The 15556-nt window shown below is 69.6% G+C and carries 15 protein-coding genes; 1 reads left to right on the forward strand and 14 read right to left on the reverse strand.

What is annotated here, in order from left to right:
- Positions 1–105: 105 nt before the first annotated feature.
- The 5 genes from OHA11_RS03530 to OHA11_RS03550 all read right to left on the reverse strand — a co-directional run bounded on the left by OHA11_RS03530 (position 106) and on the right by OHA11_RS03550 (position 5258).
- The gene (locus OHA11_RS03530) at positions 106–1017 is read right to left on the reverse strand and encodes a LysR family transcriptional regulator (RefSeq protein WP_266491850.1); all 912 of its coding nucleotides are present in this window, start codon (positions 1015–1017) and stop codon (positions 106–108) included.
- A 51-nt stretch (positions 1018–1068) separates the two neighbouring features.
- Entirely contained in the window at positions 1069–2031 is a 963-nt protein-coding gene (locus tag OHA11_RS03535) for a sugar ABC transporter substrate-binding protein (protein WP_266491852.1), read from the reverse strand.
- A 154-nt stretch (positions 2032–2185) separates the two neighbouring features.
- Positions 2186–3214: an ABC transporter permease gene (locus tag OHA11_RS03540; RefSeq protein ID WP_266491854.1), complete on the reverse strand. Its 1029-nt coding sequence runs from the start codon at positions 3212–3214 to the stop codon at positions 2186–2188.
- A complete protein-coding gene (locus OHA11_RS03545; RefSeq protein ID WP_266491856.1) occupies positions 3211–4698 on the reverse strand; it encodes a sugar ABC transporter ATP-binding protein in 1488 nt (495 codons plus the stop codon). Before OHA11_RS03545 ends, OHA11_RS03540 begins: the two co-directional genes overlap by 4 nt.
- Positions 4695–5258, reverse strand: coding sequence for a carboxymuconolactone decarboxylase family protein (locus tag OHA11_RS03550; protein ID WP_266506908.1), 564 nt, complete (start codon positions 5256–5258; stop codon positions 4695–4697). Before OHA11_RS03550 ends, OHA11_RS03545 begins: the two co-directional genes overlap by 4 nt.
- Positions 5259–5519: 261 nt before the next feature.
- Here OHA11_RS03550 and OHA11_RS03555 point away from each other — a divergent pair, with 261 nt between their 5' ends.
- On the forward strand, positions 5520–5924 hold the full coding sequence (locus OHA11_RS03555) for a cupin domain-containing protein (RefSeq protein WP_266491858.1): 405 nt from the start codon (positions 5520–5522) through the stop codon (positions 5922–5924).
- 17 nt (positions 5925–5941) lie between these two features.
- Here the strand turns inward: OHA11_RS03555 and OHA11_RS03560 are convergent, their stop codons facing one another.
- The 9 genes from OHA11_RS03560 to OHA11_RS03600 all read right to left on the reverse strand — a co-directional run bounded on the left by OHA11_RS03560 (position 5942) and on the right by OHA11_RS03600 (position 15499).
- Positions 5942–7588 carry a carboxylesterase/lipase family protein gene (locus tag OHA11_RS03560; protein WP_266491859.1) on the reverse strand — a complete coding sequence of 549 codons (1647 nt, stop codon included), beginning with the start codon at positions 7586–7588 and terminating at the stop codon, positions 5942–5944.
- 323 nt (positions 7589–7911) lie between these two features.
- A complete protein-coding gene (locus OHA11_RS03565) occupies positions 7912–8862 on the reverse strand; it encodes a catechol 2,3-dioxygenase (RefSeq protein WP_266491860.1) in 951 nt (316 codons plus the stop codon).
- A 27-nt stretch (positions 8863–8889) separates the two neighbouring features.
- Complete coding sequence (locus OHA11_RS03570) at positions 8890–10032, reverse strand: 4-oxalomesaconate tautomerase (protein WP_266506910.1); 1143 nt, start codon at positions 10030–10032, stop codon at positions 8890–8892.
- Positions 10033–10040: 8 nt separating this feature from the next.
- Positions 10041–10778 carry a 4-carboxy-4-hydroxy-2-oxoadipate aldolase/oxaloacetate decarboxylase gene (locus tag OHA11_RS03575; RefSeq protein ID WP_266491861.1) on the reverse strand — a complete coding sequence of 246 codons (738 nt, stop codon included), beginning with the start codon at positions 10776–10778 and terminating at the stop codon, positions 10041–10043.
- Positions 10775–11560, reverse strand: coding sequence for a PIG-L deacetylase family protein (locus OHA11_RS03580; protein ID WP_266491862.1), 786 nt, complete (start codon positions 11558–11560; stop codon positions 10775–10777). Before OHA11_RS03580 ends, OHA11_RS03575 begins: the two co-directional genes overlap by 4 nt.
- A gap of 251 nt (positions 11561–11811) precedes the next feature.
- The gene (locus tag OHA11_RS03585) at positions 11812–12462 is read right to left on the reverse strand and encodes a GntR family transcriptional regulator (protein WP_266491865.1); all 651 of its coding nucleotides are present in this window, start codon (positions 12460–12462) and stop codon (positions 11812–11814) included.
- Positions 12463–12634: 172 nt separating this feature from the next.
- Positions 12635–13411, reverse strand: coding sequence for an FAD:protein FMN transferase (locus OHA11_RS03590; RefSeq protein ID WP_266506912.1), 777 nt, complete (start codon positions 13409–13411; stop codon positions 12635–12637).
- A 23-nt stretch (positions 13412–13434) separates the two neighbouring features.
- Positions 13435–14148 (reverse strand): FMN-binding protein, encoded by a 714-nt coding sequence (locus OHA11_RS03595; RefSeq protein WP_266491866.1) that lies wholly within the window; start codon positions 14146–14148, stop codon positions 13435–13437.
- Positions 14149–14158: 10 nt separating this feature from the next.
- Positions 14159–15499: a ferredoxin reductase family protein gene (locus tag OHA11_RS03600; protein WP_266491868.1), complete on the reverse strand. Its 1341-nt coding sequence runs from the start codon at positions 15497–15499 to the stop codon at positions 14159–14161.
- Positions 15500–15556 lie beyond the last annotated feature (57 nt).

A 15556-nucleotide genomic window follows, 5' to 3' on the forward strand; every position in this document is an offset into this window, starting at 1 on the left:
TGGCGAGCGTAGATTTCGAGTGGGGAAGGCCTCAATGACCTGAGCTCTACGGGATGCGCAATCGTTTCTTGCGGACCGGCCCTAAGACCGGCCCTAAGACCGTCCCTAGGACTGGATCGTGGGAATCGGATTCTGCGAGAACCACGTGGCGAGGAAGTCCAGGAACACACTGACCTTGCGGGGCGTCGCCTGACCCGGGCCGTAGATCGCGAACAGGGGGCGGTCGGGCACCGCCAGTTCGGGCAGCAGCACCTGGAGAGCGCCGGACACCAGGTCGTCGTATGCCGAACGCTGCGGCAGCAGGGCGATGCCACGGCCGTGAACGGCCGCTTTCTGCAGGGCGAGGTACGAGTTGGACGAGAACGCGATGTTGCGGATCTTGTGGAGGGTGCTCGCGTGTCCGTGCCCGATGCGCCAGACCGGGTCGTTGACGTGCACGAGGCAGTCGTGGTGGGCGAGGGCGTTCGGCTCGGTGAGCGGGCCCTCGCGGTCCAGATATTCCTTTGCCGCGCAGAGCACGAACGGCAGCGAGGCGATCTTCTTCAGGCGGACGCTCGAATCGCGCAGATCCCGGGTGTGAAAGGCGATGTCGAATCCGCTGTCCAGAAAGTCGTAGGTGCGGTCGGACATACCGCCGAGCTCGAAGCGGACGTGGATTTTCGGATGAGCGGCGGAAAAGGCGGCGATCGCGTCTCCGAGGTCCAGGCTGCCTATCCACTTGGGGCAGATGATGCTGAGCGAGCCCTCGGCGCGGTCGTGGAGGTGCGAGAGGTTCGCGTCCTCGGCCTCGATCTCGTCGAGGATGCGCGCGGCGAACTCGGCGTACCGCTGGCCGGGTTCGGTGAGGCTCACCGACCGGGCGGTGCGGTTGACGAGGCGCACGCCCACCTGTCGTTCCAGTTCGGCGACGTGCCGTGACACCAGTGAGCCCGAGGAGCCCAGCTTCTTGGCGGCTCCGCTGAAGCTGCCGGCCTGCGCGACGGTGACGAAGCTGTGCATGAGGAGCAAGCGATCCATGATTCCTCCGAAGGACGGGTGCGACGGCCACCGCTTCCCGATGGGGCCCGCTCACTTGGGGCAGTACTGGGGTGCCTCGCCCACGTTGTCCTTGGTCACCAAGACAAGAGGAATGTTGGCAATTTTGTCAACACCTTGTTTCTCGTCCAGCAGGCCGATGGTGTTCTTCACCGCCGTCTGCCCGATCGTCATCGCCGAGTTGGCCACGGTCGCGGAGAACTTCCCGCTCGTGACGGCGGCCAGACCCTCGTCGGTGCCGTTGACGGTCACGATCTTCACGTCCTCGGCGCCCGCCGTGTCGAACGCCTTGCGCACGGCGAAACCCATCTCCTCGTTGGCCACGAAGGCGTAGTCCAGGTCGGGATGGGACTGGATCATGTTCTCGGCGACGTCCTGTGCCTTGGCCGGGTTGAACATGCCTGGCTGGTTCGCCACCACTTTGGCGGTCGACGGCAGGGCGTCCTTGAATCCGCCCACGAGCAGGTCGGAGGCGGCGCCGGGGGCACCGGCGACGATTCCGACGTTCACGTTCTTGCCCGCCGCGTCCTTCTCGATCCAGCCCGCGTCCAGGCTGCCGGCCTTCTTGAGGTCGACGACCGCGGCACCGAGTACGTCCGACATGTCGTCCGTGGCCACGGAGGTCAGGTAGATCGGGATACCGGCGCTCTTGGCCTTGGCTATGTCCCCTTCCAGGGCGTCGACGTTGACGGTCTGGACGATCAGCGCGTCCACACTCCGGGAGATCATGTCCTCGATGTTGGACAGCTCGGTCCCGGCGTCCTGCTTGGAGTTGGCCGAGTAGATCTTGGCCCCGTCCGCCTTCGCGGTCTCCTCCACCGACTTGAGGAGACAGGTGTGGAAGTGGGTGTTGGCTCCGTTGACGAACCCGAGGGTGACCGAGCCGTCGGCCGCGCCCGCCGCGTCGTTCTCCGAGCCGCATCCGGAGAGGATCAGCGCGGCGGCGCCGACGAACGAGACCGCGGTGGCGCGGCTGGAGCGGACCGTGGGCTTCATGGGGTTGGCCTTTCCTTCGTCATTGAAGAGAGGTGCGTGGCGGAGTACGGGAGGGGAGCGCGCGAACGCCGGAGGTCGCGCGCACGACGTCCCGTGTGGGGCCGCGCGAGCGAGACGGGTGTTCCTGACCTGACCGGCCCGGCCCGGCCCGGCGCTAGTGCCCCGGCTCCGTCTTGCGCTGGAACTCGTTGATGATCGCCGCGACGAGCAACACCCCACCGGTGACGACGAATTGGTAGTAGCTGTTGACCTGGAGCAGGTTGAGCGCGTTGGCGACAACACCGAGCAGCATCACGCCGAGGACCGTGCCCACGACGGTGCCGTGGCCGCCCGCGAGCGAGGTGCCGCCGATCACCACCGCGGCGACGGCGGTCAACTGGAGTTGCAGGCCACCGGTGTTGGGGGCGGCGGCACCGAGCCGCGAGAGCAGCATCAGTCCGGCCAGACCCGCGAGGGCGCCCGCGAGCGCGTACAGGGCGAGCTTGCGTCCGGAGACGTTGATGCCGCTGAGCCGTGCCACGTGTTCGTTGCCGCCCATCGCGAAGGCGTCGCGGCCGAAGGTGGTGAACCGCATGGCCAGTCCGACCGCCGTGAGCACGAGCAGCGCCACGATCAACAGGTAGGGGATACCGAGGAACTTGGAGTTGCCCAGCGCGGACATCTTGTCGCCGATGGTGACGCTCATGCCGTTGAGGACCAGAAGCGCGACGCCGTCGAGCAGCATCGCGGAGGCGAGCGTGGCGACGAAGGGGGCGACCCGGGTGAACGTCACGACCAGGCCGTTGACCAGGCCGACCGCCGTCGCGAGGAGCAGGCTGATCAGCACGGTCAGGGGCGTGGACCAGCCGTCGTGCAGCAGTTGGGCCGCCACGGACACGGTCACGGCCGCGTTGCTGCCCATCGAGAAGTCCATGCCGCCCGCGGTCATCAGCAGGGTGAGCCCGCCCGCGATGACGGCGGTCACGCTGATCTGCCGCAGCACGTTGAGCAGGTTCTGCGAGCTGGTGAAGGAGTCCGCCTGCAGTGCGGTGAACAGCGCCACCAGGACGAGGACGGCGATCAGTCCGGCGTGCGGGACCCTGAGCAGAGCCCGGGGTGTCAGGCGGTACGCGGTGCGTGCGGGCGGACTGTCCACGACTTCCGGGGAGGCAGGGGAGGCGGCGGAGGGAGTCTTGAGGCTCACTGGGGTTGACCTCCGAGAGCGGTGGCGACGAGCTCGTCGCGGGTGATGGCGGTGATGTCGTGCTCGGCGACCGGGCGGCCGGCGCTGACGACGACGACACGGTCGGCGAGGCGCATCACCTCCTCGGCGGAGGAGGAGGCGAGCAGCACGGCCACCCCGCTTGCGGCGAGGTCGTCCACGAGGGCGTGGATGTCGGCCATGGCCGACACGTCGACGCCGTTGGTGGGGTCCTCCAGGAAGCAGGCGACCGGGTCGGTCTCCAGCCACTTGCCCAGCAGGACCTTCTGCTGGTTGCCGCCGGACAGCGCGCCCACCGGCGGATTCCCGGCGAGGGCGACCACTCCGTAGCTGCTGCGCAAGGGGGCCGCCCGGCGGGCGAGTTCGCTGCGGCGGTGCAGCCTGCGTCGTGCGAGGCGGTCGCCGGCGAGCATCAGGTTCTCGTCCAGGGACAGCCCTTGGACCAGGCCCAGGCTCCGGCGGTCGCCCGTGACGCAGCGCAGTCCACCGGCGAGCGAGGCCGCCACCCGGCCGAAGGGGACGGCTCTGCCGTCGATCCGCAGTTCGCCGGCGTCGGGGCGCCGCCGTCCGGACAGCAGGTCGAAGAGCCGCGACTGCGCGTCGCCCGCGGGCCCGAGGACGGCGACGATCTCGCCCTTGCGTACGTCGACGGTGAAGTCCCGCACGGCCTGTCCGTGGCTCAGTCCGCGGACGGAGAGACCACTCTCGTCCTTCGGTGCGGGACGCTCGGAACGCCGCGAGACCACGTCCCGGCCGACCATGCTGCGGACGAGTCCGCCGTGGTCCATCGCGGTGACCGGTGCGGCGGCCACCACCGCCCCGTCGCGCAGGACGGTGAGGCGGTCCGCGACGGCCATGACCTCGTCGATGTAGTGCGAGATGTAGACGACCGCGACACCCTCGTCGCGCAGCTTCCGCACCAACTCCCGTATCCGGTCGGCGTCCTTGGCGCTCAGACAGGCGGTCGGCTCGTCGAGGATCAGGATCCGCCCGCCGCGGCGGACCTCCCGGGCCACCTCGACCATGGTCTGTTCGGCGACGGTGAGGGATCCCGCGACGCGCCGGCCGTCGATGTCGATGCCGAGTGCGGACAGTGCCGACCTCGCCTCGTCCCTGACCGCCTTCCAGCGCACGACGCGGCGCCGGGTGGGCAGATCGCCGAGCAGGACGTTCTCGGCCACGGTCAGGCCCATGGCGAGTTCGCGACGCTGGGGCACGGAGGCGATGCCGAGTCGACGGGCCTTGCGTACGGTCAGTGAGGTATGCGGCTGTCCGTCGACCTCGATGGTGCCCGCGTCGGCCTGGTGGACCCCGGAGAGGATCTGCACCAGCGTCGACTTGCCGGCGCCGTTCATGCCCATCAGCGCATGGATCTCGCCGGGGTACAGATCGAGGTCCACGTCCTTCAGCGCGGCCGCTCCGCCGAAGCTCTTGGTGACGCCTCGTACGCGCAGGAGGGGATTCACGGCCGCGGCCGGTCGGCGCCGGGGACGACCCGCTCGTAGCCGCGGATGTCCGGGAAGGGGGGTTCGCGGTCGGCCTGCAGGTCCACCTGGAAGGTGTTCAGGCACATGCCGAGCATGGTGAAGTTGCCGAGCGCGCCGATGGTGTCGACCAGTCCCTTGGGGCCGAAGTGGCCGAGTGCGCGGGCGAAGGTCTCGTCGGTGACGAAGTGCTCGTCGAGGATCTCGCGGCAGAACTGGTAGAAGGCCTGGTCCGACTCGGTGTCGAAGACCGCCTCGCGCTTCTCGGCGATGGCCTTGACGGCGGCCTCCGGGATGCCGGCCGCGATCGCCTGGCGCACATGCGCGTTCCAGGAGTACTGCGCGTCCCAGTTCCGGGCGGCCATCAGCAGGGTGAGTTCGCGCAGGTGCTCGGGCAGCGCGCAGTCGAAGCGGGCGAAGGCACCGAGGGACTCGGCGCGTTCGCACATCTCCGGGCTGTGCAGCCAGACCCGGAAGGGACCGCGGACCCCGCCGCGGCGGCCGGCGATACGGGCGGCCAACTCCTGCTGCCGCGGATTCATTTCCTCATCGCTGAGAACGGGGAGCCTCATGTGGCCGATACCTGCCTTTGCTTTCCGGCGCGTTGTCGGCACGGATCGAGAAGCCGTGCGGTGGCAGCCGACGGTACAACCGGGTTCGAGAAGCTCACCCCTCCCGGAGCGCAAGGTAAAACTGCACGCCGGAGGGCACCCATTCACGGGCGCGCGACCTAACGTCGTTCGACGCAGCATCGCGAAACCCGAGAGACCCGAGAGTCCCCGGAGAACGGTGAGGAACCCTGGATGACCACCATCGTCAAAGTCGCGTCCGTGCCCCCGCTCAGCCGGGGCGGTGCCGTCGTGAGCACACCGCTCATCACGACCACGTCGGCGGGCGGGGAGAACCGGATCACCAGCGGGATGAGCGTGTATCCGGTCGGCTCCGGGGCGCCGTTGCACTCGCACAACTGCGACGAGCACGTGACGATCCTCGAAGGAGAGGCGGAGGTGGTGGTGGACGGTGAGGTGACGAAGCTGGAGCGGTTCGACACGACGTACGTCCCCTCCCCCCTCCCCCATCTCTTCCGCAACACCGGCGACACGCCTCTGCGCATCCTGTGGGTCTATACGTCGGGGACGGTGACCCGCACGTTCACCGAGACCGGGGTGACGGTGGAACACCTGTCGGCGCAGGACCAGATGGGGTGAGGCACCACGTCCCGGGTTCAGGAGGCAAGACTCCCCCAGAACTCCGTGTTGTGCTCGGTGCCGAACCGGTCGGTGGTCTTGGAGCACGCGGCCGGAGGCAGACCGGTGGCCGGTGAGGTGTCGCAGGCCGACAGCGACATCATCGCGTCGGTCCTGGGGTCGTACTTCGGCCACTTCGGGGTGTGTTCGCCGTTCGGGTCACCCTTCGCCGCGAACCTGCCCCAGTACCGGATCATCTGGTCGGACAGCTCCAACTGGTCGTCGCTGTACGGCAGGGTCTGCCCGAGGTATTCCCACAGGTAGCCGAGGTCGTCGACATGGGTGGCGCCGAACGGGAACTTACGGGCGACCTCGCTGTTCTGCTGGATCAGGTAGATGGACGTGAACTGCGGTGTGTCGCTCTCGGTGAACTCATAGGCGTACGTGGGCACATACCGCGCCAGCTGTCCCATGATCTGCTGACGGGTGTACGAGGTCGAGTCGTTCTGCACGGTGGTCCATGCCACCCCTGGGGAGTCGAATTCGGTGACGGGATACTCGGCGAGGACCAGGTCCGCGTCGGTGCCGTACGTCGACTTCACCAGTGCCTCGTACTGCGGCGCGGTCAGCGGTTTGCCCAGGTAGTCGTAGTTCTGGAAGGTGAACAGCGACCGCTCGCTGCTGACTTGTCCGAGCATGACCGGAACGCGGTTGAACTTCCCGGCCGGGACCGCGACCGCGGGATCGGCCGGGAAGGCGGCGCCACCGAGCGAGGGCCGGACGCCCGCCCTCTGCTGGGCGGTGACGATGTCGGCGGCGGGCTTGCCGCGCAGACACGCGAGGACGTCCGAGGCGGTCGAGCAGCCAACCTCCTTGACGAACGCGAGACTTGACGTCTCCCCCGCGCCAACGGACTGGAGACTGCAGCCGCCGCTCATGATGACGGCCCGTGAGAAGAGTCCCTTGGCGGTCGGTGAGGCCAGCTGTGCGCAGACCGACGAACCGCCGGCGGACTGGCCGGCGATGGCGACGTTCCGTGCGTCACCGCCGAAGCGGCCGATGTTGGCCTGTACCCAGCGCAGGGCCGCCTGCTGGTCGAGCAGCCCGAAGGTGCCGGGGCCGTCGGCGTTCTCCTTCCGCAGCTGGGGCAGGTTCAGGTATCCGAGGGCGCCCAGCCGGTAGTTGACGGTGACGACGACCGCGTTCGCCTGCTGTGCGAACTTGCGGGGGTCGGTGTCCTGGCCCGCGCCGCCCGTGAAACCACCGCCGTGGATCCACACGAGTACCGGAAGCCGTCCCCGGGCTCCGTCCGGCGTGTAGACGTTGAGCGACAGGCAGTCCTCGGTGAGCGTCGGGTCTTCGTAGCCGGGGTCCCAGCCACTCGCCTGGGCACAGCGGTCGCTGAACCGCGTGGCGTCACGCACCCCGGTCCATCGCGCGGCCGGCCGGGGAGCGGTCCACCGCAGCTTCCCGGTCGGGTCGGCGGCGTACGGGATGCCGAGCCACTGGTCGTACCCGGTCCGGCTGCTGCCGCGTACCTTGCCGTTCGTCGTCTCCACCAGCGTGGACGTGGGCCGGGCCGAGTCCTGTGCGGACCGTGTCTGCGCCACCCCCGGGGACAGCAGCCCGAGGCCGATCAGGCTCGCGCTCACGAGGGCGGTCACAGCTGAGCCGAGTGGTCTCATGCGTCGCATCGATCCCTGCTTCCTGTTGACGTGCCGGGCATGAACAACCAGGAGAGGTGGGCTTGTTGAGGGCGGTCTCGGTGGGCGGCGAGAGGCCGGCTCCGTGACGGTGAACGTAACCGCGTGACCAATGCGTCGGCAAGATGCAGAACGAGATTGTTGACAATTCTTGGGGCGGGTGAGGTGGCTCGGTTTGTCTGGATGAGTACCGATACGCTCGTGGGCCGAGGGACCGCGCGGGACCGCGGAGGGAGCGCTGAAGGACGGCCGGGCGGCACACGGCAGAGGCGTGCCGCCCGCGAAGAGCAACGGGGATGCCGGTGTCAGCCGACCGGCGGTGTTCCGTGGGTGTGGAAGGACTCGATGGTCTTCAGGCCCCAGGCCTGGCCCTTCTTCCGCTCGTCCTCGGTCCAGGTGATCAGCGGCCAGTCGGGCGCCAGGACGAGGCGGGTGAGCGGGTTGCACAGCTCGACGCGGTTGCCGCCGGGCTCGTAGACGTACAGGAAGAACGTCTGCTGGATGGCGTGCTTGTGCGGGCCGGTCTCGATGAACACACCGGTGTCCAGGGCGAGATCGGCCGCCCGCAGGATGTCCTCACGGGTGTCCGTGGCGAACGCGATGTGGTGCAGGCGTCCGCGGGAGCCGGTCCAGTCCTCGGTGTAGACGATGTCGTACGACTTGCTGCTGAAGGTCAGCCACTGGGCGGCGATCTTCCCGCTGTTGAGCTGGATCTGCTCGGTGGGGCGGGCACCGAGCACCTCGTGAACGAAGTCTCCGTTGGACGCGACATCGGCGGCGAGGAAGTTGACGTGGTCCAGGCGGCGTACGCCCACGCCGTGGCCGGGCTTGGCCTGTGGCTGGTTCTTCAGGCCGGGCTTCAGCTCGTCCGGTGCCTGGTACCACTCGCTCTCCCAGTAGAGGGCGAGTTCATGGCCGTCGGGGTCGGTGGTGACGTACAGCGGGCCGAGGCCCGGCTCGTCCTCGGTCCAGCGGCCCGTGCGGCCGTCGTTCTCGATCTCCTTGACCCGGCGCTGGAGCGCTTCCTCGCTGGAGGCGCGCAGGGCGGTGCGGCGGATCCCGGACGTCGCGTGGGCGGTCAGGGTCAGGCTGTGGTGCTCGTAGTCGTCCCAGGTCCGCAGGTAGACGGAGTCTCCGGAACGGCCGTTCTCGGTCAGGCCGAGGTAGTCGGTGAAGAACCGGACGCTGGCGTCCAGGTCGGGGGTGAGCAGTTCGACGTGCCCGAGGTGGGCGATATCGCCGAGCGGCGGGGCCATGGGGCCTCCTCAGGGGTGTGATACGGCTCAGGCAGGCCGGGGAAAGACCGTGCCGTCGAAGATCTTGCGTGCGGTACGGACGACGGCGGTGCGCCGGGCCACCGGGACGGCGCCCGGGGCAGCGCCCGAAGCGAGACTCGAGGTGGCGCCCGTAGCAGCCTTCGACACAGCACTCGATGCGACGCCCGGTTCGTCGTACGCGATGGTCGTTTCTATGTCGAGGAATCCGGTGGGGTGCTCGATGCGCACCCGGTCCCCATGGGTCGGCGGGCGTGCCACCTGCCGTCCGACGCCGCCCTCGATGCGCAGTCCGGCGGCGACGCTCGCGGCGCCCAAGACCCCGATCGAGGTGTGGCAGCGCACCGGGATGAAGGTGCGGGTCATGACCGCGCCGCCGTCCAACGGCGGTGCCAGCAGGCTGAGTTTGGGCACGGTGGTGCCCGTGACGTCACCGAGCCCCATCAGCTTTCCGGCCGCCAGCCGGATCTCCCGGAGCCGTTCGGCGAGGGCCTGGTCCTGCTCCAGGGCGGCGGGGGTCTCGTAGCCGGTGACGCCGAGCGAGGACGCGGCTATCAGCACGGTCGGCATGCCGTTGTCCACGCAGGTCACCGGTGTGTCGGCGATCACGTCACGCACCCGGCCGGTCGGCAGCAGCGGACTGCCGCCCTGCGGGAACTCGATGACCACCGGCGCCGCGGCCCCCGGCACCCCGGAGATCTCGGCGGAGCCGGTGTAGTCGACGCGACCCTCCGGAGTGGGGAACGACGCGACGGCGAGGTCTCCGGTGTTGAGCATGCGGATCCGCACCCACGTACGGCCCTCTCCGGCGGCGACCAGTCCGCGTTCGACGGCGAAGGGGCCGACCCCGGCGAGGAGGTTCCCGCAGTTCTGACGGTCACTCACTTCAGGTGTTCCGACGCCGACTTGGAGGAAGAGATAGTCGACCTCCGCCTCGGGGTCGGTCGAGGCGGAGACCACCGCCACCTTGCTGGTCAGGGGGTGCGCCCCGCCCAGACCGTCGATCTGGTGCGGGTCGGGGCTGCCCATGACACGCAGCAACAGGTCGTCGCGCGGGGCGGGTTCGGCGGGCAGGTCCCGGGCCAGGAAGTAGGCACCCTTGGAGGTGCCGCCGCGCATGAGCATGCAGCGCACCTCCTCGGGCCCGGTCACAGGCCCGGTCACGAGCCCGCTCCGTCACCCGGGTCCTGCCGCTCCCCCAGTTCCCGCCGGTACTCCTCGTACGGCTGGTAGCGCACGCCCAGGCGTGCCAGGGTCTCGCGCAACCCATAGCGGTCCAGGCCGAGTTGGCCCTCGGTGAACGCGGCCCTGGTGGCCTCTTCCTTCGCCGTGCGCGCGGCGGACGCCTCGACGGCCTCGCCGGACCGCTCGCGGGGCACGACCATCACACCGTCGTCGTCGGCGAGGATCACGTCACCGGGCCGGACGCTCTGTCCACCGAGGACCACGGGTACGTTGACCGATCCGCCGGTGGCCTTCACGGTGCCCTGCGCGGACACGGCCGCCGCCCAGACGGGGAAGCCCATCGCACGCAGTTCCTCGGTGTCCCGCACGCCGGCGCCGGTCACCAGGCCGCGTACGCCACGGCGTCGCAGCGCGGTGGCGAACAGTTCGCCGAACATGCCGTCCGTGGAGGGCGAGGTGGTGGTGACGACGAGGAGGTCGCCCTCGCCGCACTGTTCCACCGCCGCGTGGATCATGAGGTTGTCGCCGGGCCAGCTCAGCACGGTGACGGCGGTGCCCGCGACCCGTACGCCCTGCTGGATCGGACGCAGGCCGCTGCCGAGAAGGCCGGTGCGGCCGAGCGCCTCGTGCACGGTGGCCACGCCGTACCCGGCCAGCGCCTCGACGTCCTTCTCTGGCGCCTTCGGCGGGTTGGTGACGATCAGGCCGCTCATGCCAGCACCCCCGTGACCTGCGGGTACGGGCGCATGTACGCCTCGGCGTAAGTGGTGTGCGGCAGGCCGAGGTTGGGGCCCGCGTTGCGCTTGAGCTGCACACCTCGGCGGACGGCGAGGTCGGTGTAGTAGTCCCACAGGTGGCGCTGGGCGGCCAGGCACTCCATGGCCTTGCGCTTGGTCTCCCACACCTCGGAGATGTCGAGGAGGACCTCCGGCTTGAAGCCGCACATCTCGGGCTGGTGGGGCTCGAAGAAGAACACCGGCGGGGCACCGATGATCTGCCCCTCGGCCGGGTAGCCGATGGCCTGGGCGAGTACGCGCGCGTCCAGGGCCATCCGGGCCGCCGCCGGGTGGTCGCCGTTGTACGGATCGTCCAGCGGGTGGGTGAGGACGATGTCCGGCTGTGCCTCGCGGTAGACGACCACCAGCCGGTCCGTCAGCTCGGGGGTGACGGTCAGGGGGTAGTCGCCGGCGTCGAAGAAGACGACCTCGGCGCCGAGCGTGGCGGCGGCCGCCTCGGCCTCCGCGCGGCGTATCCCCTTGATCTCCTCCAGCGACCTGCCCTCGCGCCACGCCTTCGCGGACTCACCGCGCTCGCCGTAGGTCAGGCACGCGATGGTGACCTTCTCGCCACGGGCGGCGGCGAGGGCGATGGCGCCGCCCGCCCGCCACACGAAGTCCCCGGCGTGTGCGGTGATGACGAGGGTGGATCGTGGGGTGGGGGGCGGTGGGGTGGGGAGCGTCGAGGATGGAGTATCAGGCGCGTTGCCATGCGTCATAGATGCAATCACTCCTTATTTCAGGCTCGGTTCACCTCCGGGGCGCTACAGCCGGTGTCGAGAGCACGACCGTGCTCGCCCCTCCTTCGTCGGGCCTCCGCGCTCCCCCACTCTCGGCTTCTCCCCCACTCTCGGCTTCGCTCGAGCGGGGGGACCCCCATGAGCGGGGGGACCCCCATCGCTCTCGACACCGGCGCGCCCCTTCGGCTCACTCGCCTTGCTGGACAGGCCAGTTGGCCCACCGCGCGGTGTCACTCGCGCAACGCGTCGATCACTCCCGCGAGGTGGGCGCGGACGGCTGCTTCGGCCGCCTTCGGGTCCCGGGCCCTGATCGCCTCGATCATGGCCAGATGCTCACCCAGGGACTTCTGTGGCCGCCCCGGCCTCAGCGCGAGCTGGAAACGGTGGCGCACCAGCTGCCCGTTGAGCCGCTCCAGCAGTTCCACGGCCGTCTGCTGGCCGGAGAACTGCCTGATGAGGGCGTGCAGTTCGTGGTTGAGGTCGGAGTAGGTCACCGGCTCGCCGTCGGCGACGGCCTTGGACATCGCCTCGCCCACGTCGACCAGCCGGGTCAGCTGCTCGTCCGTGACCGCGGCTGCCGCCTTGGCCGCGCACAGCCCTTCGAGGGCCATGCGGCACTCGGTGATGGCGACCGCTTCCTCGACGGTCACCACCCGCACCCGCGAGCCGCGGTTGCGGATCCGCTCGACCAGGCCCTCCGACTCCAGCTCGATCAGTGCCGCCCGGACACTGGCCCGTGTCACACCGAACTGCTCGGCGAGTTCGTTCTCCACCAGCCGCTGGGCCGGTGCCATCTCGCCGCGCAGGATCGCCTGCCGCAGCTGCGCGAGCGCGTGCTGCCTGGCCTGCTCTCCGGTGCTCGGACGGGCTTGTTTCGCCATGTGTGCCCCCTGAGTGAGTGCCTGTCGAACCTAAATCTAGACGAACAAGATTGTCAACAAATTTGTTCCCCATATGGCACGGGCACACCAACGAGGGCCCTGGCACCCGCGGTTGCGGATACCAGGGCCCTCAGTAGTTCGTACGAGCGGTTCCCCCAACCGTTCCCCGCGATCAGGCGGCGACGGGGAACCCCGACGTGCGGAAGACGCGGCGCTCGGCGTCCACCGCGAACACCTCGCAGCTTTCGCGCGCGGCGGCCCAGTCGATCCCGTCCGCGCCCATCGCGAACGCCGCGGTCGCCGTCGCGTCCGCCTCGGTCAGGGACGGGGCCACGACGGTCAGACTGAGCAGTCCGGTCGCCGGACGTCCGGTGCGGCCGTCGAGGATGTGGTCACCGCGCTCGTACCGCCCGGAGGTCGCCACCGCGCCGTCGGTGATCTCCAGGACCGCGCACAGCCGGTCGGCCTGTTCCGGGTGGCGCACTCCCACCCGCCACGGCCGGCCCGCGGAGACCACATCGCCGCCGGCGTTCAGGCAGAACGTCGTGACGCCCTCGGCGAGCAGCAGCTCCGCCGCCCGCTGGACCGCCCAGCCCTTGACCATCGCGCACGGGTCGAGGCCGCGGCCGGGCAGCCGTACCTGGAACGCGCCCCCGCTCGCAACCCGGTACTCCTCGCACAGGTCGAGGACCTCGACGAGATCGGGGCTGAGCTCATGAGGTTCGAGCTCTCCCCTGCCCAGCCTCGACACCTCGCTGTCGGCGATGAAGGGGCTGAAGTTCGCGTCGACCTCTCGCAGCCACGCGAACACCCGGTCCGCCGCCATGGAAGCGCTCCCGTCGGAGTCACCCCCGTGAAGGTCACCGCCGTCGCGGTCGGCGCCATCGCGGTCGGCGTCTTCGATCCGCAGGGAGATCGGCAGCCCCATGATGTGCTCGACCCGGCGCACTTCTTCAGCCCTTGGCATCGCGATCAGCCCTTCGAGTCGATGGCGGCCTGGAGGGACTCGACGTACCCCTCGCTCGTGATCGTGGCGCCGGACACCGCGTCGATGTCGGCGCTCTGCGCCGTGAGCGTCTCCGCGATCAGCTTCGGCACGGCGGCCTTGGTCTGCGGGTGGTTCGGCTGCTGCAGCATCCGTACGGAGCTGATCTCGTCGCCCTCGAAGGTCACCTCGACCTGCACGGCACCCTTCTCGGTGTCGACGGTCGGACCCGCGACGACCTGGGAGGCGGCGGCCGAGGCGGACGGCGAGGACGAGGAGGACGAGGACGAGGAAGATGCCGGCTTCGCGTCGATGGCGGCCTGGAGGGACTCGACGTACCCCTCACTGGTGATCGTGGCGCCGGACACCGCGTCGATGTCGGCGCTCTGCGCCGCCAGCGTCTCCGCGATCAGCTTCGGGACCGCGGCCTTGGTCTGCGGGTGGTTCGGCTGCTGCAGCATCCGTACGGAGCTGATCTTGTCTCCGTCGAAGGTCACCTCGACCTGGACGGGGCCCTTCTCGGTCTTGATGGTCGAACCGGCGACGACCTGGTTCGAGGTACCGCCGGAAGTGGACGTGGAAGGTGTCGAGGCGGGTTCGGCGACCTCCGTGGTGGACGACGTGTCGGTCGAGGGCGCGTAGCGCCAGACCGGGATCAGACCCGCGACGGTCAGGACCAGGACAGGAATGGCTCGTTTCACGGTGTCTCTCTCATCCCGCCAGGCTGAAGCGCTCGAAGTGGATCTGCTGCTTGGGCACGTTCAGCTCGCGCAGACTGCCGAGCACCGCGTTCATCATCGGCGGCGGCCCGCACAGGAAGACGTCCCGGTCGCCGATGTCCGGCACGAGCCGTACGAGCTCGTGCGGCGCCAGCTTGTCGGGGCTGACCGGCCCGGACACCAGGTGCAGCTCGGCGCCCTTGGCCTGGGCGAGTTCCCGCAGCTCGTCGAAGAGGACCGCGTCCCGGTCCGTGGACACCCGGTAGATGACCACCGCGTGCCCTTCCACCTCCTCCAGCAGGGCCCGGATGGGGGTGACGCCCACACCGCCGGCGATGAGCACGGACTCCGGCCGGGTGCGATGCATCGCGGTGAAGGCGCCGTACGGGCCCTCGGCGAAGACCCGCGTGCCCACCTTCAGGTGCCGCAGGGCCGCGGTGCCGTCACCCGCCGTCTTGGCGGTGAGCCGCAGCGTCCGGCCGTCCGGCGCCGCCGACAGCGAGAACGGGTTTGCCTGCCACCACCGGTCCTTGGTCAGGAACCGCCACAGGAAGAACTGGCCCGCGCGCGCCGGCAGCCGGTCCAGGTCGCGCCCCGTCATGTAGATCGACACGACGTTGTCGGACTCGGGCACCACGGCCGAGACCCGCAGCTGGTGGCGCATGTTCCGCCACAGCGGCAGCACCAGCCGGCCCAGGGCCACGGCGCCGAGCGCCACGCCCCACACGCCGTACCAGTACGCCGTGGCCAGGGACGACGCGGTGAAGGTCGTACCCACCGCGACCTGGTGCGTGAACGCCAGCACGACCGCGAGGTACGTGTAGAGGTGGATGAAGTGCCACGTCTCGTAGGCCAGTCGGCGGCGGGCGAAGCGGGCCGAGACGCCGCCGATCACGAGGATCAGCACCAGCGCGACGATGGCGCGCAGCACGCCCTCGACGGTCTCGGCGAGGTCCACCAGCTGGTTCACCGGATCCAGGCCGGAGGAGTCGGCGTAACCGAACGTGATGAACACGGCGTGGCCCAGCAGCGTCCACAGCAGGCCGAAGCCGACCCAGCGGTGCCAGGAGGTCAGCCGATCCATGCCGATGCGGCGGTCGAGCCAGGGCAGCCGGGCGACCAGCAGCAGCTGGAAGGCCATGAGGAGCGCGCCGTACAGGCCGAGCAGCCGGCCCACCACGATGAGGGTGTTCGAGGCGAAGCCTGCCTGCACGAAGAACACGGTCACCACGCCCACGTTCACGGCCAGCACGCCGTACAGGCCGGCACGGGCCACCACCTTGGGGCGCACAGCCGCGGAAGGCGGCGGAACGGTCGTCTGGACAGTAGTCACGGACGGCAACTCCTAGATCGGGTCCTGGGACTCCGAGCCTGCCTGGCGGGGGCTGTC

It is taken from the genome of Streptomyces sp. NBC_00878 (assembly GCF_026341515.1).
GTDB lineage: Bacteria > Actinomycetota > Actinomycetes > Streptomycetales > Streptomycetaceae > Streptomyces.

What these genes read in the sequence shown, in the direction of transcription:
- OHA11_RS03530 (WP_266491850.1), bottom strand. Translation starts at nt 1,017, where the DNA reads ATGGATCGCTTGCTCCTCATGCACAGCTTCGTCACCGTCGCGCAGGCC.
- OHA11_RS03535 (WP_266491852.1), bottom strand. Translation starts at nt 2,031, where the DNA reads ATGAAGCCCACGGTCCGCTCCAGCCGCGCCACCGCGGTCTCGTTCGTC.
- OHA11_RS03550 (WP_266506908.1), bottom strand. Translation starts at nt 5,258, where the DNA reads ATGAATCCGCGGCAGCAGGAGTTGGCCGCCCGTATCGCCGGCCGCCGC.
- OHA11_RS03555 (WP_266491858.1), top strand. Translation starts at nt 5,520, where the DNA reads ATGACCACCATCGTCAAAGTCGCGTCCGTGCCCCCGCTCAGCCGGGGC.
- OHA11_RS03560 (WP_266491859.1), bottom strand. Translation starts at nt 7,588, where the DNA reads ATGAGACCACTCGGCTCAGCTGTGACCGCCCTCGTGAGCGCGAGCCTG.
- OHA11_RS03565 (WP_266491860.1), bottom strand. Translation starts at nt 8,862, where the DNA reads ATGGCCCCGCCGCTCGGCGATATCGCCCACCTCGGGCACGTCGAACTG.
- OHA11_RS03575 (WP_266491861.1), bottom strand. Translation starts at nt 10,778, where the DNA reads ATGAGCGGCCTGATCGTCACCAACCCGCCGAAGGCGCCAGAGAAGGAC.
- OHA11_RS03580 (WP_266491862.1), bottom strand. Translation starts at nt 11,560, where the DNA reads ATGACGCATGGCAACGCGCCTGATACTCCATCCTCGACGCTCCCCACC.
- OHA11_RS03585 (WP_266491865.1), bottom strand. Translation starts at nt 12,462, where the DNA reads ATGGCGAAACAAGCCCGTCCGAGCACCGGAGAGCAGGCCAGGCAGCAC.